The following is a 20,796-nucleotide window of genomic DNA, read 5'->3' as shown; positions in this document are numbered from 1 at the left end:
CGGCAGGCCGTGCTCGGTGGCGAAGGCGACGACCTCGTCCGCGCCGGAGACCGGGTCGGCGGTGCCGGCGACCAGCGGGGCGCCGGCGCGCTGGGCGACGTGGCGGGCGGTGACCTTGTCACCGAGGTCGCGGATGGCCTGCGGGGGCGGGCCGATCCAGGTCAGGCCGGCGTCGATGACGGCCTGGGCGAAGTCGGCGTTCTCCGACAGGAAGCCGTAGCCGGGGTGGACGGCGTCGGCGCCGGAGTCCGCGGCGGCCTTGAGGACCTTCGCGATGTCGAGGTAGCTGGTGCCGGGGGTGTCGCCGCCCAGCGCGTAAGCCTCGTCGGCCGCGCGGACGTGCAGCGCATCCCGGTCCGGCTCGGCGTAGACGGCGACGCTGGCGATACCGGCATCCGAGCAGGCCCGGGCGACGCGGACGGCGATTTCTCCGCGGTTGGCGATGAGCACCTTGCGCACTGTGGCTCCCTTCTTGAACCTGATCGAGTCTATGGATTTCTCGGTAGTACCGGCGAGTAGCCCAAGGTTGTGAACTATCCCACACGGAGGGTGATGCATCCGGCGGACCGTGTTGCGGTCCGTTCGGGGTAATCCCAGGTGGCGGCGGGTGCCGCCACCGCGGGCCGGCCCGTACGGGCGGTGACCCGGAGGTACGGCGACGCGGTGGCCTTGGCCACACTCACGGAGCGGGGGCCGCTTCGGGCCTCCGTTCGAGTGCCTGCGAGGTCACGTCGGCGACCAGCTCGACCACGTCCGGGCCGTACGCCCCCGGGTTGACGACCTTGAGGACGAGGGCGAACGTGCCGTCGGCGCCGTACCGCCGGGCGAGCTTACGGTGATGGGCGACGAGGTGGCGCACGGCGGCGTGGTTGGAGACGGCGGTCTGCCCGGCGATCAGGAAGGCCGGCCGGCTGCCCGGCGTCGGGTGCAGCCGGGCCAGCAGCACGAACGCCTGCCCGCCCGAGGGTGCCGACTCGTGCTCGTACCGGTACGTCTCGCCGCCCACCGTCAGGGTCAGCACCGGGACGCTGCCGGACATGTCGCCGGTGAAGGCGACCCCGGGCAGCCACGACGTCAGGTGCGCCGCCGTCCGGTCGTTGCTGGTCGGCCCGCCGAGGCAGAACTCGGCCTTGTGGCCGAGCCCCTGGCGGACGTCGTCGTGGGCGACCAGGTCGGCCAGGGCGCCGCACTCCTTGACCAGGGCGGCGAGTTCCATCAGCGCGAAGACGTCGTTGCGCGAGACGCTCCTGCCGCTGGACGAGGAGGCGTGCCGGTTCACCACCAGCAGGCACTCGGTCCCGGCCGGCAGGCCGAGGAACGAGCGGACGCGTTCCAGCCGCCGTCTTCGGCGCGCCGTCTGCCCGAGCCAGCCGAGTCCGGCGCTGATCGCGCTGGCCACCAGGCCCAGCAGCACGTTGAGCAGACTGTCGGTCATTGCGGCGTTTCCTCCCCCCGTGAACGAACGGCGGCCAGCCTAGCCGGGGGATCCCGTCGGGAACATTGACGGTCTCCACAGGCGCTCCTAGCGTGCATCAAGTGATGTTCACAACGGGGAAGTTGTCCAAGGCGGCAACGGCGGTCTGCCTGGTCGCCCTGGCGGGTTGCGGCAGTTCGGGCAACGGAACGGCCAAACCGGCACCGGGGACGACCAGTTCGGCGCCGGGCCCGGCACGTACCCACGGGTGCCTGAGTGAGGAGCAGGCCCGGGCCGGCAGCATCGACCTGCCGGCCACGTCGGGTGTCCGCCCGGCGTACTTCCAGCAGGCGGACGGCGGGCCGGCCAAGGTCGCGGTGGTGTTCTCGCACCAGCGGGACGGCTCGCTCTGCGACTGGGTGCGCTACCTGCCGGCGTTCACCCGGGCGGGGTACGCCGTGCTGGCGTCCGACGTCCCGGGCAGCCCGGCGGACGACCTGCCCGCCGCGGTGAAGTGGCTGGGGGGCAAGGGGGTGACCGGGGTGGTCCTGGTCGGCGCCTCCAAGGGCGGCACCGGCTCGCTGGTGGCCGCCGCGGCGCCCGCCCCGCTGCCGGTCGCGGCCGTCGTCTCGCTCAGCGGCCCGGCGCAGTACAGCGGGGACAACGCCGCGAAGGCGGTGCGGACCTCCCTGGTGCCGGAGCTCTTCGCGGCCGAGGAGGACGACACGCCGTTCAGCCAGGACGCCAAGGACCTGTACGCCGCCGCGGTGGCCCCGGGCAAGGCGCTGAAGCTCTACCCGGGCGGCAACCACGGTGCGGACCTGCTCGCGGACGGCGCGCTGCCGGACGTGCTGGCCTTCCTGGCGCAGCACGCCCCGGCGGCCGGGTGAGTCAGGCCCAGAGGTCGGTGATGCGGACGCCGAGCCCGGCGAGGAGGGTGCGCAGCAGCGGCAGCGAGAGGCCGATGACGTTGCCCGGGTCGCCGTCGATGCCCTCGACGAACGGCGCCGAGCGGCCGTCCAGGGTGAACGCGCCCGCCACGTGCAGCGGTTCGCCCGAGGCGATGTAGGCGGCGACCTCGGCGTCGTCCGGAGTGCCGAAGCGGACGGTGGTGGAGGCGGTGGCCGAGGACTGCTCACCGGTGACGGTGTCGATGACGCAGTGCCCGGTGCGCAGGACGCCGGAACGGCCGCGCATCGACTGCCAGCGGGCCAGCGCCTCGGCGGCGTCGGCGGGCTTGCCGAGCGCCAGGCCGTCCAGCTCCAGCACCGAGTCGCAGCCGATCACCAGCTCGCCGCCGGTCAGTTCGGCGGCGACCGCCTTGGCCTTGGCCTCGGCCAGGACGAGCGCGAGCTCGCCGGGGGTGGCGGCGGTGATCGCGTCCTCGTCGACGCCGCTGACCACCACGCGCGGGTCGAGGCCCGCCTGGCGCAGCAGCCCGAGGCGGGCGGGGGAGGCGGAGGCGAGGACGAGGGTGCGGCGGTCGGTCATGCCCACCAGGGTAGGGGGTGGCCCGCGCGCCCGTTCAGAGCATCAGCAGAACGGCCATCACGAGGCTGAGGGCGGCGAGCACGGGGCCGGCGCGGCGCAGTTTCTCCTGCATCCGGCGGGCCTCGGGGGAGGGCTCGTCGCGTGGGTCTGACCAGAGCACGTCTCCAGGGTGCTCCGCGGGGCTGCGGTGACGCCTGAGTATCCGTACTCAGCTTTCGGGGCAATCCGGGCGCGTGCCGTGACGCGCCTGCGCGGAGTGGGAAGTCGGACGGGCCGACTTCCCACTCCGCGGACGGTGCCGGGCCGGTGCTAGCCGGCCCAGCCCGAGGTGCGCCAGACGTTGACGCCGGGGCGCGGGGTGCCGCGCAGCCGGCGGGCACGGTCGTTCCAGGGGGAGTCCGGGCCGCCACCGGCGCGGGCCGCCTCGGCGGCGGCCTGTGCGGCGGCGGCCCGGGACTGGACCACCGCCAGGACGGTGGCGAGCTCCTCGGGGGTCGGCTGCCCGTGCAGCACGTGGATCGGGGCCATGGCTCAATCCTCTCGTGACGGCCGCTGGTGGGGGAGGGCGGCTACAGGGGGATGTTGCCGTGCTTCTTCGGCGGCAGCACCTCACGCTTGCCCCGCAGCGCCCTCAGGCCGCGGACGATGTGCCGGCGGGTCTCGCTCGGGGCGATGACCGCGTCCACGTACCCGCGCTCGGCGGCCAGGTACGGGTTGAGCAGGGTGTCCTCGTACTCGGCGACCAGCTCGGCCCGGCGGGCGTCGACGTCCTCGCCGGCCGCGGCGGCCTCGGCCAGCTCGCGGCGGTAGACGATGTTGGCCGCGCCCTGCGCGCCCATCACCGCGATCTGCGCGGTCGGCCAGGCCAGGTTGAGGTCGGCGCCCAGGTGCTTGGAGCCCATGACGTCGTACGCACCGCCGAAGGCCTTGCGGGTGATCACGGTGATCAGCGGGACGGTCGCCTCGGCGTACGCGTAGATCAGCTTGGCGCCGCGGCGGATGATGCCGTCCCACTCCTGCTCGGTGCCGGGCAGGAAGCCCGGCACGTCCACGAAGGTCAGCACCGGGATGTTGAACGAGTCGCAGGTCCGGATGAACCGGGCGGCCTTCTCGCTGGCGGCGATGTCCAGGCAGCCGGCCAGGTCCATCGGCTGGTTGCCGACGATGCCGACCGGGTGGCCCTCGACCCGGCCGAAGCCGGTGATGACGTTGCCGGCGTACAGCGGCTGGGTCTCCAGGAACTCGCCGTCGTCGAGGACGTGCTCGATCACCTTGTGCATGTCGTACGGCTGGTTCGCCGAGTCCGGCACGATGGTGTCGAGTTCGAGGTCCTCGTCGGTGACCGTGAGGTCCGCCTCCTCCGGGAAGGACGGCGGGTCGGAGAGGTTGTTGGAGGGCAGGTACGAGAGCAGGCTCTTGACGTACTCGACCGCCTCCTTCTCGTCCGTGGCCAGGTAGTGCGCGTTGCCGGACTTGGTGTTGTGGGTGCGCGCGCCGCCCAGCTCCTCCATGCCGACGTCCTCGCCGGTGACGGTCTTGATCACGTCCGGTCCGGTGATGAACATGTGCGAGGTCTGGTCGGCCATCACCACGAAGTCGGTGATCGCGGGGGAGTAGACCGCGCCGCCCGCGCAGGGGCCCATGATCAGCGAGATCTGCGGGATCACCCCGGAGGCGTGCACGTTGCGGCGGAAGATCTCGCCGTACAGGCCGAGCGAGACCACGCCCTCCTGGATCCGGGCGCCGCCGGAGTCGTTGATGCCGATGACCGGGCAGCCGGTCTTCAGCGCGAAGTCCATCACCTTGACGATCTTCTCGCCGAAGACCTCGCCGAGGGAGCCGCCGAAGACGGTGAAGTCCTGCGCGAACACGGCCACCTGACGGCCGTCCACGGTGCCGTAGCCGGTGACGACGCCGTCGCCGTAGGGGCGGTTCCGCTCCTGGCCGAAGTTGGTCGAGCGGTGCCGGGCGAACTCGTCGAACTCCACGAAGGAGTCCTCGTCCAGCAGCTCGACCACGCGCTCGCGGGCCGTCAGCTTGCCCTTCGCGTGCTGCTTCTCCACGGCCTTGGCGGAGCCGGAGTGCACCGCCTCGTCGATCCTGCGCCGCAGGTCGGCGAGCTTGCCGGCGGTGGTGTGGGGGTCGTACGGCGCCTCGGTCACTTGGTGGCTCTCCCTGATCCATGGGCCGCCTGCCAGGTACAGCGCGGGCCAGGATGGGGGCCCGCGCACGAGGGCAGGGCGGCGCAACGAACTACCGTTGAGTAGCGTAGCCAGCGCACGGGGCCGGACGTAATGTCCAGCCGTTATGGCCAGCGACACAGTGTGTTAACGCGCGTTCTGCGGGACGATATGGCGGCCTACGGCTCCCGCCGGGCGCGAACCGCCGGACGACGCCATAGTCTCGTGGCCATGACCTCAGAGACCCCTCGTCGTAGTGGACTGCGCGGCTTCGGCCACACCGGGCCCTCGCCCTGGACCGACCTGGACCGGCCGCCGCTGGACGCCGAGGCCCTGCGCCGCGACCTGGTGCTTCCGGGCGGGCTCTGGACCTCGCTGGACGTCGTCACCGAGACCGGCTCCACCAACAGCGACCTGGCCGCGCGCGCCAGGGAGGGCGCGCCGCAGGGCGCCGTGCTGGTCGCCGAGGCGCAGAGCGCCGGGCGCGGGCGGCTGGAGCGGCAGTGGACGGCGCCGGCCCGCTCCGGGATCTTCCTCTCCGTCCTGCTTCGCCCGGACGAGGTACCCGTCGAGAGGTACGGCTGGTTGCCGATCCTGGTCGGCGTCGCCGCGGCCAGCACGCTGAGCCGGGTCGCCGAGGTCGAGGTGGGCCTGAAGTGGCCCAACGACCTCCAGGTCGTGATCGGCGGTGCGGAGCGCAAGCTCGGCGGCATCCTCACGGAGCTCGGCGGCGGCGCGGTGGTCGCGGGCCTGGGCGTCAACGTGTCGCTGCGGGAGGCCGAGCTGCCCGTCCCCGCCGCCGCCTCGCTGGCGCTGGCCGGCGCGGCCGTCACCGACCGGGCCACCCTGCTGCGCGCCCTGCTGCGCGAGTTCGCCGGCCTCTACGCGGAGTGGACGGCCGCCGCGGGCGACCCGCACGCCAGCGGCCTGCTGCGTGCGTACGCGGACCGCTGCACCACCCTCGGCCGGGAGGTCAGGGTCCACCTGCCCGGGGGCCGCGAGCTGCTCGGTGAGGCGGTGGCGGTCGACGGCGACGGCCGGCTGGTGGTCCGCACCCCCGACGGCACGCGGCAGGCGGTCGGCGCGGGAGACGTCGTGCACGTGCGCCCCGAGCCGCGCTGAGCGGCACTCTTCACCTCCCCTTGACCCGGGCGGATGCCCCGGATCGCGGGATTCCGTGCGAACATTCCACCTGGCAGCAGTGTGAGGCGCGCCACTGCCCCGGGTGGCGGGCGCGCCCGGGCAGGCAGGACACGAGGCAAGTGCGGCAACCGCACGGGGACGGACCGGTGGCAGAGGACGGCAGCAGCGGCGGAACGGCGGGCAACCACGACCAGACGGTCGCGCTCGACCTGGAACGCCTGATCCTGGACGCGCCGCGCCGCTACACCCCGTACCAGGCCGCGCGCGCCGCCGACGTCCCGATGGAGCTCGCGACCCGCTTCTGGCGGGCGATGGGCTTCCCGGACATCGGGCAGTCCAGGGCGCTGACCGACGGCGACGTGATCGCGCTGCGCCGGCTGGCCGGGCTGGTGGAGTCGGGCCTGCTCAGCGAGTCGATGGCGATCCAGGTGGCGCGGTCCACGGGGCAGACCACCGCCCGGCTGGCCGGGTGGCAGATGGACACCTTCCTGGAGAACCTCACCCAGTCCGTCGAACCCGGTCTGACCCGCGCCGAGGTCGCGTACCCGCTGGTCGAGCTGCTGCTCCCGGAGCTGGAGCAGTTCCTGGTCTACGTCTGGCGCCGGCAGCTGGCCGCCGTCACCGGCCGGGTCGTGCAGGCCGCCGAGGACACCGAGATCACCAGTGGCCGCCTCGCCGTCGGCTTCGCCGACCTGGTCGGCTTCACCCGGCTCTCCCGCCGGCTGGAGGAGGAGGAGCTCGGCGAGCTGGTCGAGACCTTCGAGAACACCTGCTCCGACCTGATCGCCGGCCAGGGCGGCCGGGTGATCAAGACCCTGGGCGACGAGATCCTCTACGTCTCCGAGGACCCGGTCACCGCGGCCGAGATCGCGCTCTCCCTGATCGAGGCACTGGCCGAGGACGACTCCATCCCCGCACTGCGGGTCGGCATGGCCTTCGGGACCGTGACCTCGCGGATGGGCGACGTCTTCGGCACCACCGTCAACCTGGCCAGCCGGCTCACCTCGATCGCGCCCAAGGACGCGGTGCTGATCGACGGCGACTTCGCCGTCGCGCTGGAGCAGAACGGCAGCGTCGCCCCGGCCGACGCGGACGGGCCGGGCCTCGCCGACGCGCTGTCGGCCGCCGCCGGGATGCCCGCCTCCGGGCTGCCGGTCCCGGGGCCGGACGCCGGACACCGGTTCAACCTCCAGCCGATGTGGCGCCGCCCGGTGCGCGGGCTCGGGCTGGTCGAGCCGTGGCTGCTGTCGCGGCGTCGTCGTCCGGAGTAGTCGGCGACCGGGCGTGCCGGCGGTGCGTCGGCCTGCGGTGTGGCGGCCCGCGGTGTGACGGCGGCGCATCGGAACGGGGCACGGCTCCGGTGTGTCGGCCCGGCGCGCACTCCGGCGTGTCGGCCGGGGTGGCCGAACGGTTGAACCCTGTACGGCCGCGCGGATCCTTCCCGGCAAACGGGGCATAACCGAACGAAACCGCCATAGTCTTGGTGCAAGCGGCCGGATGGGTACAGCTTCCCCGGCGGGCGCGGGCCCCGGCGGCGTGCCGCGGGGCCGGTCAGCACCGAGCACAGGGAGCGAGGCGAGCCGGTGAGCAGTGAGGCGATCGTGACGGACCGCGGCTGCGACAGCGACCGGCCGCAGCAGCCGGCCGCCCCTGACCTGCGGCTGAAGTCCGTGGTCGAGCTCGCGCAGGACATGGCGGGCGCCCTCACCCCGCTGGAGGCCGTCCGGGCCGCCGCCGCCCGTGCCACCGAGGCGCTCGGCGCCACCATGGCCGCCGTCTCGGTCTGGGACCGGGAGTCGGGCCGGCTGAGGGTCCTGGTCAACCACGGGGAGCTGGCGCCCGGGGAGGAGGAGCTGCCGGAGGACGAGTCCTACCCGGTGGCCGACTTCCCCGAGATCGTCACCTACCTGGAGGAGCGCTGGACCACCGGCCGCCTCCCGCGCGCGTGGCTGCAGAGCGCCGAGGACTCCGAACCGCACGCCGGGCACTCGCATCCCACGGCGGGCGCGTACTGCCAGGAGCGCGCCGCGGCGCTGCGCCGACGCGGACGGGCCTGCTGCGTCGTCGCCCCGATCGTGCTGCACGGGCAGGCGTGGGGCGAGCTGTACCTGGCCCGGACCGTGGGCACCCCGGAGTTCACCGAGGCCGACGCCGACTACGCCACCCTGCTCGCCGCCCAGATCTCGGCCGGCCTCGCCCAGACCGAGCGCCTCGCCGACCTGCGCAAGCTCGCCTTCTCCGACCCGCTCACCGGCCTGGCCAACCGGCGTGCGGTGGACGCCCGGCTGGAGAGCGCGCTGGAGGCGCACAACCGGGACAACACGGTCGTCTCGCTGGTGGTCTGCGACGTCAACGGACTCAAACGGGTCAACGACCAGCTCGGCCACGAGATGGGCGACCGGCTGCTGGAACGCTTCGCCCACCAGCTGTCGCTGGCCGCCGCCAAGCTGCCCGGCAGCCTCGCCGCCCGGCTCGGCGGCGACGAGTTCTGCCTGCTGGTCGAAGGGCAGAAGGCCGACGAGGTGGTCGCCGTCGCCGAGGAGCTGTGCGCCCGGGCCCTCGCGCTCGCCGAGGGCGAGGGGGTCGCCTGCGGGGTAGCCTCCACCGGGGACTCGATCGGCCCGGTCACCACCGCCGACCGGCTCTTCCGGCTCGCCGACGCCGCCCAGTACCGGGCCAAGGCCGCCCGCTCCGCCCACCCGGTGGTCGCCGGACGCAGCCACGGGCCCGGCTTCGCGCCCGACCCGACCGTGCTGCTCGCCGACGCCGCCGACCCGCACCACCGGGCCGACGCCCGCGGCCGCGGCGCCGGCCGGGCCGGGGCCGGCGACCGGCGGCGGTTCCGCGGGGCCGCGCACAGTGCCGACCCGGGCCAGCTGCTCACCACCGTGCTCGCCGCCCTCGACCAGCACGGCTCGGCCCGCTCGGTCCACCCCGCCGACACCATCGGCAAGCTGGCCGTCGTCGCGGAGACCTCGGCCCGGCTGCTGGACGCGGTCGGCTGGTGGGTCTCCTACGTGCCGCCCGGCTCGCAGCTGATGCGGACGGCGCAGCACGCCGTCTACCGGATGACCAGCGGCCCCAGCAGCAGCCGGGCGGAGACCCAGCGGGCGCAGATCGAGGCCCCCGACGCCGTCTTCGACCTGCGGCACTACCCGATGACCCGGCGGGCCGTCCGCGGCGGCGCCTTCGCCCTGCGCGCCGGCGCCGCGGGCAACGACCCGGCCGAGGAGGCCATGCTGGTCGTCTCCGGCTACCGGGGCATGATCGGCGCCGGCGGCCAGAACGCGGCGGGCGGCTGGCTGGTCGAGCTCTTCGCCGACGACGCCACCCTCCCGCTGGGCCAGGCGGCCTGCGCCATGCGCGCCCTGGTCGCCGTGGCCCTGTCCGGCCCGGCCTCCCCGCCGCCGGGGTAGGCCCGTTCCCGATCCGTCGACCGGGGTGTACCGGGGCGGTCACGGTCCTGGTCGGAGGCTACCGGGGGGCCGGGCGGGCATGGGATGGTGTCCGCGGTCGGCGGGCCAAGGGGGCCCGCCGGATTCGGGGGTCACACCATGCGTGCTCGTCTGACGAGCCTTGTCCTGTCCGCGATGCTCGCTTTCGGCGGCGCCGCACTCGCCACCGCGCCGGCGGCCTCGGCCGCCCAGGCCGCTCCGCGCGCCGCCGCGGTGGGCACCGTCCTCCAGGGCACCGCGGCCCAGGGCGCCCCGGCCGCCGCGCCCGCCGCGGCTCCGGCCCCGGCCGCCGACCGGCACGACACCCAGCTGGCCGGGTCCAAGGACAAGTCGAAGAAAAAGAAGAAGAAGGGCTTCTTCGACAAGCTCATAGGAAAGCTCATCGGCGGGCTGGTGGCGGTGGTGCTGCTCGTCCTGCTCGTCGTGGTGGTCGTGGTGCTGGTCCGCCGCAGCCGCCGCTAGCCGGCGGGCTGCCGCGGGCCCCCGGCCGGGTGTCCGCGGCGGTCCGGTGTCAGGCCTTGAGTGCGCGCAGGACCGCCTCCACGACGCGGTCCGCGTACGCGTGGTCGAGCGGGCCCAGGCCGTGCAGCCAGCGGTAGTACATCGGGCCGTAGAGCAGTTCGACGGCGAGGTCGAGGTCGGCGTCGTCGGCGATCCGGCCGGCCGCGCGGGCGGTGCGCAGGCGGTCGCGGGTGGCCTCCAGCAGCGGGTCCATCAGGCGTTCGCGGTACTCGCGGAGCAGGGCGGGGTCGAGCAGGCACTCCGAGACCAGGCCGCGGCCGGTGTTGTCGAAGGCGGGGTCGGCGAGCTGGTCGGCGGTCGGCCGCAGGACGGTGCGCAGGTCGGCGGCGAGGTCGCCGGTGTCGGGGAGGGCGAGGCTGCCGGAGGCGTCCTCGTTGGCGGCCTGGAAGGCGTCGAAGACGACCGCGCCCTTGGAGGGCCACCAGCGGTAGATGGTCTGCTTGCCGACGCCGGCGCGGGCGGCGATCGCCTCGATGGTGAGTTTGCCGAAGCCGACCTCGGCGACAAGTTCGGCGGCGGCGGTGAGGACGGCCTTGCGGGAGCGCTCGCTGCGGCGGGCCGGGTCGGGTGTGCTGCTGCGGGTCATGACCCCATGATAGGGGTTCGGCGAAACGATACGTCTCGTCTTTCCTCGTTCGGGCACGGGGTGCCCGGCACGGAGCGCCCGACGCACTCCGTGCCCGGCCGGGGCTCAGCCCTCCCGGAGTGCCGCGGCCAGCAGCTCGTGGAGCTCTGCGGCGAACGCCCGGGGGTGGGTCAGATTGCCGTTGTGGCCGCCGGGGAGGCGGGCGAGGTCCGTGCCGAGCCGTCCGGCGAGCACCTCGGCGCAGCGGTAGCTGTAGACCGTAGGGTCGGTGGCCGCGCCGATGACGGGCACCACCCGGGTCGGCCCGGCGGCGAGCGCGTCGGCCTGGCCGGGCCCGAAGGTGCTGCGGCGCACGGTGGTCAGGTCGTGGGCGAGGAAGGTGCTGAAGTTGGCCTCGCGCTCGGGCCCGAACGACTGCGGGCTCGCCCCGGGCTCTCGGTCCTGGTGGGAGGCGATCCCGGTGGCGGCCATCACCCCGTGCAGCGCCGCCCGCCAGCCGTCCCGGTGGAAGGTGTCCTGCATCCCGGCCAGTGCGGCGACGGCCCGGGCGCGCTCCTCCTCCGGCAGGAGGGCCGGGGCGGCGGGCTCGTGGGCGATCAGGGTGTGCAGCCGTCCGGGGTGGTCGTGGGCGAGCTGGAGCCCGACCAGGGCGCCGAAGCTGCAGCCGAGCATCAGGGCGGGCCGGTCGGTGACGGCGGCGAGCAGCCGGTGGACGTCGTCGGCGTGCTCCTCGACGGTCGGGGTCGTGCCCGGCCGGTCGAGGGGGCTGCGGGAGAGCCCGCGCCGGTCGTACGTCACCACGGTGTACCGGTCGGCCAGGTGGGCCACCAGGTCGGCGCTGCGGTCGGCGTCGCCCTCGCCGCTCTGGGAGATCAGCAGGACCGGGCCGCGGCCCTGGACCTGGTGGTGGATGCGGGCGCCGGCGGTGTCGAGCAGTGCGGTGGTCATGGCTGGGTCCCTCCCCGGGGCGGCCGGTCGGCCGCCGTCGACTCCATCGTAGAGCATCTGTTTCGATGCATCAAGATAGATGAATTATTTTCGATGCATCTCTGTTGATGTACCTTGGCCCCATGAACGGAGTCGAACTGCTGCTGCTCGGACGGACGTTGGCGAGGATCGGGGAGGATGCGATCCCGGTCGGAGCGGGCGACGGGCGCAAGGGCGGTGTCCGCTCGGTGGTGATCGTGATGAGCGACGTCTACGAGCATCCGGACAGCGCGGTCGGCGAGATCGCGGCGCGGACCGGCCTGCCGCAGAGTCAGGTGTCCACCGCGGTGGCCAGGCTGCGCGAAGCCGGGTCGGTCGTCACCGAGGCCGACCCCCGGGACCGGCGGCGGCTGCTGGTCCGTCGCGCGCCGGAGGTCTCGGCCCGGCGGGTCGAGGTCGCGAGCGCGACCGTGGACGACGCGCTCGCCCGCGCGCTCGGCACCGACGACCCGCAGGTGCTGGCGGAGGTGCAGGCGGCGCTGGAGGTGCTGGGGCGGCGGCTGACCCCGGCCACGGTCCGCAGGCTGCGGGCGGAGGCGGCCGGGGAGGCGGCTAGCCGGTGATGCGGTCCGGGCGGGTGTAGACGTTGGCGCCCTCGCCGCGCAGGAAGCCGACCAGGGTCAGGCCCAGCTCCTCGGCGAGGTCCACCGCGAGCGAGGACGGTGCCGAGACGGCGGCCAGCAGCGGTATGCCCGCCAGTGCCGCCTTCTGGGTCAGCTCGAACGACGCCCGCCCGCTGACCAGCAGCACGTGCCCGGTGAGCGGCAGCCGCCCGGCACGCAGCGCCCAGCCGACCACCTTGTCCACCGCGTTGTGCCGGCCGACGTCCTCGCGGGCGCAGAGCAGCTCGCCGGTCGTGCCGTCGAACAGTCCGGCCGCGTGCAGGCCGCCGGTCGACTCGAAGGTGCGCTGCGCGGCCCGCAGGGCGTCCGGCAGCCCGTACAGCAGGGCGGGCGGGACGGTCAGCGGGTCGTCCGCGACCCGGTGGCGGACGTGGGTGCGGACGGCGTCCACGGTGTCCCGGCCGCAGAGGCCGCAGGCGCTGGTGGTGAGCAGGTTGCGGTGGGCGGAGAGCGGGACGGTGCCGGCGCCGCGCAGCGTCGCGTCCACCACGTTGTAGGTGTTGGCGCCGGCCTCGTCCGTCCCGGCGCAGTAGCGCAGCGCGGCCAGTCCGTCCGTCGTGTGCACCAGCCCCTCGCCGACCAGGAAGCCGGCCACCAGGTCGAAGTCCTGCCCCGGGGTCCGCATGGTCACCGTGAGCGGCTCGCCGCCGAGCCGGATCTCCAGCGGCTCCTCCGCCGCGAGCGCGTCCGGCCGCGTGCTGCGCACGTCCCCGCGCAGTCGCACGACCCGCCGTCGCGCCGTCGCCCGTGTCATCGCCCCGCCACCTCCGCGCCGTTCGTCACCCCCACAGCGTGCGCCACGGGCCGGGGTAACCGAAAATCCTGCTGACCGGCGAAGTGTCCGCGGAGACCGAATGGGCGCAGGCGGTTGTCATATCTTCATTCACCTGATGTGATGGTGTATATGGATATGCACAGTGCTGCGGCCCCCCACGCGCCGCTCGTCCAGGTCGGCAAGGCCGACGTCAGCGCCGAGGACGTGCTGGCCGTCGCCCGTGGCAACGCCAAGGTCGAGATCGGCCCCGACGCGCTCGCCGAGATGGCGGCCGCGCGGGCCCGGATCGACGCCCTCGCCGCCGAACCGCGCCCCGTCTACGGCGTCTCCACCGGCTTCGGCGCACTCGCCGTCCGGCACATCAGCCCCGAGCTGCGCGCCCAGCTCCAGCGCTCGCTGGTGCGCTCGCACGCCGCCGGCATGGGCCCGGCGGTGGAGCGCGAGGTGGTCCGCGCGCTGATGTTCCTGCGGATGAAGACGCTCGCCTCGGGCCGGACCGGCGTGCGCCCGCTCGTCGCCCAGACCATGGCCGCCATCCTCAACGCCGGCATCACCCCGGTGGTCCGCGAGTTCGGCTCGCTCGGCTGCTCCGGCGACCTCGCGCCGCTGTCGCACTGCGCGCTGGCCCTGATGGGCGAAGGCGTGGCCACCGGCCCCGACGGCGTCGAGAAGCCTGCCGGCGAGCTGCTCGCCGCGGCCGGCATCGAGCCGGTCGAGCTGCTGGAGAAGGAGGGCCTGGCCCTCATCAACGGCACCGACGGCATGCTCGGCATGCTGGTGATGGCCATCTCCGACCTCCAGCGCCTGTTCACCACCGCCGACATCACCGCCGCGATGACCCTGGAGGCGCTGCTCGGCTCCGACAAGGTGCTCGCCCCCGAGCTGCACGCCCCGATCCGCCCGCACCCCGGCCAGGCGCTCTCCGCCGCCAACATGCTGGCCGTCCTCAAGGACTCCGGCCTCACCGGCCACCACCAGGACGACGCGCCGCGCGTCCAGGACGCCTACTCGATCCGCTGCGCCCCGCAGGTCGCCGGCGCCGGGCGCGACACCCTGGCCCACGCCGCGCTGGTCGCCTCCCGCGAGCTGGCCGCCTCCGTCGACAACCCGGTGGTGCTGCCGGACGGCCGCGTCGAGTCCAACGGCAACTTCCACGGCGCCCCGGTCGCGTACGTGCTGGACTTCCTCGCCATCGCCGCCGCCGACCTCGGCTCGATCTCCGAGCGCCGCACCGACCGGCTGCTGGACAAGGCCCGCTCGCACGGCCTGCCGGCCTTCCTGGCCGACGACCCGGGCGTGGACTCCGGCCTGATGATCGCCCAGTACACCCAGGCGGCACTGGTCAGCGAGAACAAGCGGCTCGCGGTGCCGGCCTCGGTCGACTCGATCCCGTCCTCGGCGATGCAGGAGGACCACGTCTCGATGGGCTGGTCCGCCGCCCGCAAGCTGCGCCAGGCGGTCGAGAACCTCGGCCGGATCCTCGCCGTCGAGCTCACCGCCGCCGCCCGCGCGCTGGAGATCCGCCAGCAGGCCGACGCCAGCGGCACGGTGGCCCCCGCCACCGCCGCGGCGATGGCCGCCGCCCGGGAGGCCGGGGTCGGCGGTGCCGGCCGCGACCGCTTCCTCTCGCCGGACCTGGAGGCCGCCGCCGCGCTGGTCGCCTCCGGCGCGCTGGTGCAGGCGGTCGAGCAGGTCACCGGTCCGCTGGCCTGACGGCCGGAGCCCGACGGCCGGAGCCCGACGGCCGGAGCCCGACGGTCGGAGACCGACGGACGAAGCACGATGTCGCGGGGCGGGTGGGATCAGTCCCACTCGCTCCGCGGCTGCTTCGGCCGGCGGTCCTCCCGCCGGTTGCCCAGGGCGGCCGCGACGTTGACCCCGACGATCCCGGTCCAGCAGACCACCAGGCCCACCAGGCCGGTGAAGCCGTTGCTCCCGCCGTTGGTCGCGATGGCGGTCAGCGGGATGCCCAGGACCAGCGAGGCCATCGGCAGCCTCGTGCCGGAGCGGCCGCCCCGGCGGCGCAGGTGCTCGGCCGGCCCGTAGTCGTCGAGCCGCTCGGCGACCCGGCGCTCCACCCGCGCGTCGAGGCGGGCGTCCAGCCGGGACTCCAGCCGGGTCAGGAACGAGTCGACCAGCTCGGGCTCGTACTCCTTGCCGAGTTCCTTGCGGGCCTGCAGGGTGGCGTCGAGGTCGCGGCGCAGTTCGTCCTGGCGAGTGTTCATGGCTATCAGCCTGGGACCGCGAGGCCTCCGCGGTCCATCCGTCCGCACGGTAATCCGGGCGGACTCAGGGGGAAATCAGGGTCACCCCGAGGGTCCGGGGAAAGCCCGTCCCGCCCCTCGGGACGTCTCATCCGGCGTCCCGGCGTACGAGACGTCTTTGCCAGCGGCCGCCCACTGCTGCACAGTCGTCGTCCGAACAGCTCGCACCCGGAGGTACCGCTGATGACCGCCACCGACGACACCGGCACGGTCGGCCCCTCCGCCCGGCTGCTCCAGCTCTTCGAGGGCCACCGGCTCACCCCCACCCAGCGCCGGATCGCGCACTCGCTGGTCCGGCACGCCACCGAGGCGCCGTTCCTCTCCAGCGTCGAGGTCGCCGAACTGGCCGGGGTCAGCCAGCCCTCCGTCACCCGCTTCGCGGTCGCCCTCGGCTACGACGGCTACCCGGCGCTGCGCAGGCAGCTGCGCGAACTCGGCGCGGGCGAGTCGGCCGCCCCCGAGACCCCGGCCGACGCCGTCCGCAACGAGCACCAGCAGGCCGTCCTCGCCGAGATCGAGCACCTGCGGCTGCTCGCCGACCTCCTCGCCGACCCCGAGCCGATCACCCGCGCCGCCCGCCTCCTCGCCGCCTCCCGCCCGCTGCCCGTCCTCGGCCTGCGGGCCGCCTCCGCCCAGGCCCGCGGCTTCGCCTACTTCGCGGCCAAGGTGCACCCCGACATCCGGCTCCTCGACGAGGGCGGCAGCATGCTCGCCGACCGGCTCGAACAGGCCGCCGCGGCCGGCGCCAGCGCCCTGCTCTGCTTCGCGCTGCCGCGCTACCCGCGCGAGCTGATGGACGCCCTGGCGGTGGCCCGGGAGTGCGGGCTGACCGTCCTCACCGTCGCCGACAGCGCGTTCGCGCCGGTCGCCAAGCTCTCCGACCTGATGCTGCCGGCCGCCGTCGGCACCGGGCTCGTCTTCGACACCGCCTGCGCGCCGATGATGCTCGGCCGGGTGCTGTTGCAGACCATGTGCGACGAACTCCCCGGTGCGGAGGCCCGGTTGGAGGCGATCGAGCAGTCGGCGGCGGCGCGCGGTCTCTTCCTGGAGTAGAAGGGGCCCGGAGTAGCAGGGGCCCGGAGTAGCAGGGGCCCGGAGCGGCCGGCGGCGGCCGGACGGTCAGCCGGCGAGGGCGTTCCGCAGCCGGTCCAGGGTGGCGCGCATGCCGGCCCGGTTGGCCGCGGGCCGCCGCTCCGGGGAGACCCCGGTGAAGACCTTGCCGAGCAGCTCGGCGAACGGCGCGCTGCGCCCGGTGCGCAGGTCCCGCCAGTACTCGGTGACCGTCGTCCCGCCGTTCCCGTCCGCCGCGAAGCGGTAGCCCCACTCGGCGATGGGGATCCCGAACGAGTCGACCCGGAAGGCGAATTCACGGTCCGGATCGGCGACCGTCACCCGGCAGGTGGTGAACCAGACGAAGAGCCCGCGGCGGTTGAACCCGACGAACCGCTCGCCCGCCCGGAGTGACCCCCGGCGGGCCCAGACCGCGCGGCACTCCGGGCTCCACTCGCCCGTCCGGCGCACCTCGCTGACGGCCCGGTACGCGGCGGCCGGCCCGGCCGCCACCGTGACGCTCTCCTCGACGCTCCACTCGCGGCCCATTGCGGCCCCTCCCCGATCGTTCCCGCCCGGTGTCGGCGCTTCTGCGCGCGTCAGTGACCGTACCGTCACGTTGCCGATCCGCCCAGAGCGGGTATCACCCTGTCAGGGGGTGCCGCCATGCGCGTGATCCACGAGATGAAGTTCGTCGGCCGGCTCGCCTCCGGTGCCGACGAATGGTCCTGCCCCGCCTGCGGACGCCGCGTCACCCTGCGCCGTCTGCCCGGACCCGAACTGACCGTCCTCGACCCGGGTGACGAGAGCGCCGTCCATGTCGGCGTCATCGAACCCGACGCCGGCGCGGCCGCCGCGGCCGAAAGGTACGGCCTCGGCCCCGTCCAGGAGATCCCCCGCCCGCCCCGCCCGGCCACCCCCGACGACGAGGACCGCCGCTGGCTCGCCGAGATCGGCATCGACTGGGACGGCGGCGCGGCGGCGTGAGGGGTCGTCGTTTCAGGAGCGTTCCTCGCGCCCGGCCGGCATCGCCCCCGTCAGCAGGAGCGGGGACAGGAGGTTGCGCAAGTCCGTCGTCACCCTGGCGATCTCCTCGTGGACGGCGATCTTCTCCGCCAGCCCCTCCAGCACAGCGGAGATTCCCGCCTCCTCCTCCGGGGGCGGAATGTTCACGGGGAACCGCAGGAGGGTCGCGACGGTGACGCTCGGGATCCCCACACTGCGGGAGCTCGACGCCTCGAACCACTTCCTGGCGAGTGGGCTGCCCAGGAAGTGGAGCAGATAGCGTTGTCGGCCGGGATCGTGGAGCCGCAGGCGCAGCAGGTTGCCGCTGAAGAGCCAGCCTTCCTCAGCCGCGGTGATCAGGGCCGACCGGCCCGGATCACCCGTGCGCGCGCAGACGATGTCGCCCGGGCTCAGGCGGTACGGCGCGATCTTGGCGGCCGCTTCCTGCGGAATGAAGGTCAGGTCGGTGGGGACGATCTGGCCCCGGTACCCGATGTTCATCGGACGCAGCAGTGGAATGCCACTGGCACCGCGGCTGGCCGGACTCGTCAGGTGTCCCGGCCCGGACTGGACGTCGCAGAGCTCGCCGAGTTCCACGGTCGTCCATCCGGACGGGAGCGGTCGTTCGGACAGGTGCGTCATGACATTCCGTTCAACAGGCGGCTGATCCGGGTGTCCACTTCCGCAGCCCGGAGGTGCAATCGGGTGAGTTCATCGCGGATTCGGTCGAGTTGGCCCGCGATCTCGGTCGAGTCGGGCACTTCGTCGGCGGGCTGAAGGAACCTGGTCGGGTCGAGACTGAAATCGGCGCCGCTGATCTCCGTGAAGGTGGCGCGGCGGCTCGACCAGCGAGATGTTCGGCCACCTGTGAATGCCTGTGGATCACTGAGCCAGGTCCGGTACTCCTCGGCGAGGCCCGACACGTCGGTCTCGGTCAGGACACGGAGCGTCCGCGTCTCCATCTCGCCCGCTTCGCGGGCGTCAATGAACAGGACGTCCGGCGGGGGTCCACCACCGGGCCTCCGGAGTATCCACAGGCAGACCCCGATGCCGGTGGTGCTGAAGAGGCCGGCGGGCAGCGAAATGATCCCTTCGACGGCGCCGGCTTCCAGTAGTCCGGCGCGGATCGCCTGCTCCCTGCCGCCGCGGAATGCGGCCCCGTTGGCCATGACGACGATCGCCCGCCCGTCGGGAGTGAGCGACGCCACGGCGTGCTGGATCCATCCCAGGTCCGCGTTGCGTTCGGGAGGCGCACCGAAGGGCCAGCTCTCCGATGCGAAGGGAGCGAGGACCGGGGACCGCATGCTGAACGGCGGATTCGTGAGGACGAGGTCGTGCTGATGCCGCTCGACCCGGTGTGGATTTCCGGGCAAGGACATGTCGATCGCGGTGTGCGCCTGGATGCCGTGCAGCTTCAGGTTCATCGCTGCGATCCGGCGGTGCTGTTCGTTGGGGGTGACGGCGCGAGCCGTGTACGGCGCAGCGGCCCGCTGCCGCCTGCCGAACTCGGTGAGCAACTCGCCCGAGCGGCAGAACGGGTCGTAGACACTGGTCGGCGAGTGGCCCTGGGCCGCGAGCTCGACCATGAGTCGTCGCAGCGACGGCGGAGTGACCAGCTGCTCCCCGCGTTTGCCGATGCGCTCGGTCTCGGCTTGGAGCAGCCGCTCGAAGGTGTCGCCGGCTTGGACGGTGCCGACGACCTCGTCGAGGATCCGGCAGGCCCTATCCAGTGACAACAGCTCAGCATCGCTGAACGGCCGGTCGGTCCTCGCGAGCAGTCCTTCGGTTCCGGATCCGACGACCTCCGTGACGGCGCGCGAGAGGCGCCGGCCCAAGCCGTGCGTGGTGAGGACGTCGTTGACGACGGACGGCCACGTGTCCGGGACGCAGCCACGAACGAACACCAGCGAGAGCAGGAGCTCCAAGTAGGTGTGCCACTGTCCGGTGCGCTGCCACGGCTCCGCCGGCCGGCCGAGCAGCGCCTGCGCCACACGGCCGGAAAGTGCGCTGTCCGGTACGTCGTCCGCTGTCAGCAGGCCCGCTGATCGACGGAACCGGTCCCCGTAGGTCGTCTCGGCTTCCTCGTCCGATGCGAGCGCGTTGGCGGGAACCGTCCGCCGGGACAGCCAGTTGGCCACGTCCTCGGCGTGAAACAGTTCGTCGTTGCCGACGCGCACCGGCCGGGGGTAGTCGGAGTGCCGCCTTTCCCAGTTGGTGACGGCGGGACGACGTACCCCGGCGTGCCTTGCGATCTCCGAACGGGAGATCAGGTGCTCGGAGTCGTCCGTCACGAGTTCCACCGCCTTCCGTCAGAACTGCGGGGCACGAAGCCCTGCGCAGGTGTCCTGGCGCTGCTTCAGCACGGTCGGCACTCGGTCCAGGCGCAGTGCCTCAACCGCCATGTCGGCGTCGAGGTGGGCCAGCAGCCGGCAGAGAGTCTCGTGGTCCGCCTCCAGGTGGCGGTGGTGGATCGGCTCGTGGTGACTGATCCGGTTGCGCAGCAGCATCATCGTCGTGAACTGCCGGTGGAGAGTGTCACGGCGTCCGGCGCCGCGAGCGAAGGCACGGTTCAGGGCGGGGACCCAGAACGTCCGGTCGTACCGCCGGGAAAGCAGCTTCACCCAGAACCCGAAGGAAAGCTCGGCGATCACGTCGTCCGTGGTGACCTGGCGACGGCTGATCCGGCGCCGGCACTTGGCACCGGCCTCGGCCACCAGCCGGGCACCGTCGGCGTCGAGCGGCGCCACGGTCCACCAGTCGGCGCGACCGTGCCTGCGCGTCAGGGCGCCGTGCAGGGCGTTCCGCAGTGCGACCTCCAGGCAGTGCAGGGGGCCGTAGAAGGCGGCCGAGACCTCGATGTTCCACCAGTACAGCCGTAAGGCCGCTTCCCGGCTGCCGGCGGCGGACTCGTACGGGCCGAGGCGCGGTTCGGACAGACTCCGTTGCATCCAGAACGGCCATTCGCCGGTGTTCACAAGGCCCCCCTGGGTGGACTGCGGGACCTTGAAGCCCCGGACAGGAGTGGTAATCTCGGTCGGGTAAGCCCCGGGTCGCCTCTGCATGCATGCCGCCCGGGGCACTGCTGTTTTCGCGTAGCGAACATGCCCGGAGTCGGCGCTCAAGCGCTACGACTCTCCGGCGCGCAGCGCCTTCCTCGCGGCCTTGACAGTACTGCACACCCTCTTGCTCGGCAAGCGCATTGTCTTGAGGTGGAATCTGTTAACCCCATGATTGGGCCGTGGCCTGGCTCTGATCCCGCTGCCGGCTCATGGGGGTGACTGGGTCCGGAGCGGTGCACTCC

At 73.4% G+C, this 20,796-nt stretch carries 22 protein-coding genes and 1 pseudogene; 9 read left to right on the top strand and 14 right to left on the bottom strand.

The genetic code is table 11. From position 1 onward, the window contains the following. Together J5Y04_RS39600 and J5Y04_RS39595 are read right to left on the bottom strand one after the other, a co-directional pair. Positions 1-459 (bottom strand): biotin carboxylase N-terminal domain-containing protein (locus tag J5Y04_RS39600; protein ID WP_307853537.1); only part of this gene is annotated, 459 nt, incomplete at its 3' end. A 220-nt stretch (positions 460-679) separates the two neighbouring features. Beyond that, positions 680-1,435 (bottom strand): hypothetical protein, encoded by a 756-nt coding sequence (locus J5Y04_RS39595; RefSeq protein WP_209417379.1) that lies wholly within the window; start codon positions 1,433-1,435, stop codon positions 680-682. Positions 1,436-1,536: 101 nt separating this feature from the next. Here J5Y04_RS39595 and J5Y04_RS39590 point away from each other — a divergent pair, with 101 nt between their 5' ends. Continuing rightward, complete coding sequence (locus tag J5Y04_RS39590) at positions 1,537-2,304, top strand: S9 family peptidase (protein WP_209417378.1); 768 nt, start codon at positions 1,537-1,539, stop codon at positions 2,302-2,304. A 1-nt stretch (position 2,305) separates the two neighbouring features. Here J5Y04_RS39590 and J5Y04_RS39585 read toward each other — a convergent pair whose 3' ends face one another. The 4 genes from J5Y04_RS39585 to J5Y04_RS39575 form a co-directional block, all read right to left on the bottom strand. Then, positions 2,306-2,905, bottom strand: a complete 600-nt coding sequence (locus J5Y04_RS39585) for a nucleoside triphosphate pyrophosphatase (RefSeq protein ID WP_209417377.1) — start codon at positions 2,903-2,905, stop codon at positions 2,306-2,308. A gap of 34 nt (positions 2,906-2,939) precedes the next feature. Next, a complete protein-coding gene (gene mmpB, locus J5Y04_RS43085; RefSeq protein ID WP_307853536.1) occupies positions 2,940-3,065 on the bottom strand; it encodes a morphogenic membrane protein MmpB in 126 nt (41 codons plus the stop codon). Between the two features lie 149 nt (positions 3,066-3,214). Then, positions 3,215-3,433, bottom strand: coding sequence for an acyl-CoA carboxylase subunit epsilon (locus J5Y04_RS39580; RefSeq protein ID WP_148644515.1), 219 nt, complete (start codon positions 3,431-3,433; stop codon positions 3,215-3,217). Between the two features lie 41 nt (positions 3,434-3,474). Next, on the bottom strand, positions 3,475-5,067 hold the full coding sequence (locus tag J5Y04_RS39575) for an acyl-CoA carboxylase subunit beta (RefSeq protein WP_209417376.1): 1,593 nt from the start codon (positions 5,065-5,067) through the stop codon (positions 3,475-3,477). A 249-nt stretch (positions 5,068-5,316) separates the two neighbouring features. Here J5Y04_RS39575 and J5Y04_RS39570 point away from each other — a divergent pair, with 249 nt between their 5' ends. From J5Y04_RS39570 to J5Y04_RS39555, 4 genes and pseudogenes are all read left to right on the top strand, one after another. After that, entirely contained in the window at positions 5,317-6,207 is an 891-nt protein-coding gene (locus J5Y04_RS39570) for a biotin--[acetyl-CoA-carboxylase] ligase (protein ID WP_209417375.1), read from the top strand. A 167-nt stretch (positions 6,208-6,374) separates the two neighbouring features. Beyond that, positions 6,375-7,499: an adenylate/guanylate cyclase domain-containing protein gene (locus J5Y04_RS39565; RefSeq protein WP_241002744.1), complete on the top strand. Its 1,125-nt coding sequence runs from the start codon at positions 6,375-6,377 to the stop codon at positions 7,497-7,499. A gap of 420 nt (positions 7,500-7,919) precedes the next feature. Next, positions 7,920-9,056 (top strand): annotated as a pseudogene (locus tag J5Y04_RS42615) (diguanylate cyclase domain-containing protein); the annotation flags it as partial. Between the two features lie 762 nt (positions 9,057-9,818). Further along, positions 9,819-10,145: a hypothetical protein gene (locus J5Y04_RS39555; RefSeq protein WP_209417374.1), complete on the top strand. Its 327-nt coding sequence runs from the start codon at positions 9,819-9,821 to the stop codon at positions 10,143-10,145. Positions 10,146-10,194: 49 nt separating this feature from the next. Here the strand turns inward: J5Y04_RS39555 and J5Y04_RS39550 are convergent, their stop codons facing one another. Together J5Y04_RS39550 and J5Y04_RS39545 are read right to left on the bottom strand one after the other, a co-directional pair. Beyond that, entirely contained in the window at positions 10,195-10,791 is a 597-nt protein-coding gene (locus J5Y04_RS39550; protein WP_209417373.1) for a TetR/AcrR family transcriptional regulator, read from the bottom strand. Between the two features lie 105 nt (positions 10,792-10,896). After that, on the bottom strand, positions 10,897-11,739 hold the full coding sequence (locus J5Y04_RS39545) for an alpha/beta fold hydrolase (protein ID WP_209417372.1): 843 nt from the start codon (positions 11,737-11,739) through the stop codon (positions 10,897-10,899). Between the two features lie 122 nt (positions 11,740-11,861). On the opposite strand from J5Y04_RS39545, the gene J5Y04_RS39540 reads away from it, so the two are divergent. Continuing rightward, on the top strand, positions 11,862-12,341 hold the full coding sequence (locus J5Y04_RS39540) for a helix-turn-helix domain-containing protein (RefSeq protein WP_209417371.1): 480 nt from the start codon (positions 11,862-11,864) through the stop codon (positions 12,339-12,341). On the opposite strand, the gene fdhD is transcribed toward J5Y04_RS39540, so the two are convergent. After that, entirely contained in the window at positions 12,331-13,155 is an 825-nt protein-coding gene (gene fdhD / locus J5Y04_RS39535) for a formate dehydrogenase accessory sulfurtransferase FdhD (protein ID WP_209417370.1), read from the bottom strand. The two genes, J5Y04_RS39540 and fdhD, sit on opposite strands and share 11 nt — an antisense overlap. 150 nt (positions 13,156-13,305) lie before the next feature. Here fdhD and hutH point away from each other — a divergent pair, with 150 nt between their 5' ends. Next, complete coding sequence (gene hutH, locus J5Y04_RS39530) at positions 13,306-14,889, top strand: histidine ammonia-lyase (RefSeq protein ID WP_374106216.1); 1,584 nt, start codon at positions 13,306-13,308, stop codon at positions 14,887-14,889. 89 nt (positions 14,890-14,978) lie between these two features. Here the strand turns inward: hutH and J5Y04_RS39525 are convergent, their stop codons facing one another. Beyond that, complete coding sequence (locus tag J5Y04_RS39525) at positions 14,979-15,401, bottom strand: hypothetical protein (protein ID WP_209417369.1); 423 nt, start codon at positions 15,399-15,401, stop codon at positions 14,979-14,981. A 222-nt stretch (positions 15,402-15,623) separates the two neighbouring features. On the opposite strand from J5Y04_RS39525, the gene J5Y04_RS39520 reads away from it, so the two are divergent. Then, positions 15,624-16,493 carry a MurR/RpiR family transcriptional regulator gene (locus J5Y04_RS39520; protein WP_209417368.1) on the top strand — a complete coding sequence of 290 codons (870 nt, stop codon included), beginning with the start codon at positions 15,624-15,626 and terminating at the stop codon, positions 16,491-16,493. Between the two features lie 66 nt (positions 16,494-16,559). Here the strand turns inward: J5Y04_RS39520 and J5Y04_RS39515 are convergent, their stop codons facing one another. Then, complete coding sequence (locus tag J5Y04_RS39515) at positions 16,560-17,039, bottom strand: SRPBCC family protein (RefSeq protein WP_209417367.1); 480 nt, start codon at positions 17,037-17,039, stop codon at positions 16,560-16,562. A gap of 117 nt (positions 17,040-17,156) precedes the next feature. Between J5Y04_RS39515 and J5Y04_RS39510 the strand changes: the two genes are divergently transcribed. Beyond that, positions 17,157-17,477, top strand: a complete 321-nt coding sequence (locus J5Y04_RS39510) for a hypothetical protein (RefSeq protein WP_209417366.1) — start codon at positions 17,157-17,159, stop codon at positions 17,475-17,477. 12 nt (positions 17,478-17,489) lie between these two features. Here J5Y04_RS39510 and J5Y04_RS39505 read toward each other — a convergent pair whose 3' ends face one another. Genes J5Y04_RS39505 through J5Y04_RS39495 form a run of 3 tightly spaced genes read right to left on the bottom strand, consistent with a single transcriptional unit; the run spans position 17,490 to position 20,470 of the window. Next, positions 17,490-18,137, bottom strand: a complete 648-nt coding sequence (locus J5Y04_RS39505) for a restriction endonuclease subunit S (RefSeq protein ID WP_209417365.1) — start codon at positions 18,135-18,137, stop codon at positions 17,490-17,492. Then, positions 18,134-19,795 (bottom strand): N-6 DNA methylase, encoded by a 1,662-nt coding sequence (locus tag J5Y04_RS39500; protein ID WP_209417364.1) that lies wholly within the window; start codon positions 19,793-19,795, stop codon positions 18,134-18,136. The genes J5Y04_RS39505 and J5Y04_RS39500 overlap by 4 nt, the downstream gene beginning before the upstream one ends. A 9-nt stretch (positions 19,796-19,804) precedes the next feature. Continuing rightward, the gene (locus J5Y04_RS39495; protein WP_307853535.1) at positions 19,805-20,470 is read right to left on the bottom strand and encodes a hypothetical protein; all 666 of its coding nucleotides are present in this window, start codon (positions 20,468-20,470) and stop codon (positions 19,805-19,807) included. Positions 20,471-20,796 lie beyond the last annotated feature (326 nt).

It is taken from the genome of Kitasatospora sp. RG8 (genome assembly GCF_017813315.1).
Taxonomy (GTDB): Bacteria; Actinomycetota; Actinomycetes; order Streptomycetales; family Streptomycetaceae; genus Kitasatospora.
This window is presented reverse-complemented; position numbering and strand designations above follow the sequence as displayed.

Excerpts from the sequence above, each read along its gene's own strand:
- fdhD (WP_209417370.1), bottom strand. The coding sequence starts at position 13,155 with ATGACACGGGCGACGGCGCGACGGCGGGTCGTGCGACTGCGCGGGGAC.
- J5Y04_RS39540 (WP_209417371.1), top strand. The coding sequence starts at position 11,862 with ATGAACGGAGTCGAACTGCTGCTGCTCGGACGGACGTTGGCGAGGATC.
- J5Y04_RS39510 (WP_209417366.1), top strand. The coding sequence starts at position 17,157 with ATGCGCGTGATCCACGAGATGAAGTTCGTCGGCCGGCTCGCCTCCGGT.
- J5Y04_RS39525 (WP_209417369.1), bottom strand. The coding sequence starts at position 15,401 with ATGAACACTCGCCAGGACGAACTGCGCCGCGACCTCGACGCCACCCTG.
- J5Y04_RS39545 (WP_209417372.1), bottom strand. The coding sequence starts at position 11,739 with ATGACCACCGCACTGCTCGACACCGCCGGCGCCCGCATCCACCACCAG.
- J5Y04_RS39585 (WP_209417377.1), bottom strand. The coding sequence starts at position 2,905 with ATGACCGACCGCCGCACCCTCGTCCTCGCCTCCGCCTCCCCCGCCCGC.
- J5Y04_RS39515 (WP_209417367.1), bottom strand. The coding sequence starts at position 17,039 with ATGGGCCGCGAGTGGAGCGTCGAGGAGAGCGTCACGGTGGCGGCCGGG.
- hutH (WP_374106216.1), top strand. The coding sequence starts at position 13,306 with ATGGATATGCACAGTGCTGCGGCCCCCCACGCGCCGCTCGTCCAGGTC.
- J5Y04_RS39580 (WP_148644515.1), bottom strand. The coding sequence starts at position 3,433 with ATGGCCCCGATCCACGTGCTGCACGGGCAGCCGACCCCCGAGGAGCTC.
- J5Y04_RS39555 (WP_209417374.1), top strand. The coding sequence starts at position 9,819 with ATGCTCGCTTTCGGCGGCGCCGCACTCGCCACCGCGCCGGCGGCCTCG.
- J5Y04_RS39595 (WP_209417379.1), bottom strand. The coding sequence starts at position 1,435 with ATGACCGACAGTCTGCTCAACGTGCTGCTGGGCCTGGTGGCCAGCGCG.
- J5Y04_RS39550 (WP_209417373.1), bottom strand. The coding sequence starts at position 10,791 with ATGACCCGCAGCAGCACACCCGACCCGGCCCGCCGCAGCGAGCGCTCC.
- J5Y04_RS39505 (WP_209417365.1), bottom strand. The coding sequence starts at position 18,137 with ATGACGCACCTGTCCGAACGACCGCTCCCGTCCGGATGGACGACCGTG.
- J5Y04_RS39570 (WP_209417375.1), top strand. The coding sequence starts at position 5,317 with ATGACCTCAGAGACCCCTCGTCGTAGTGGACTGCGCGGCTTCGGCCAC.
- J5Y04_RS39520 (WP_209417368.1), top strand. The coding sequence starts at position 15,624 with ATGACCGCCACCGACGACACCGGCACGGTCGGCCCCTCCGCCCGGCTG.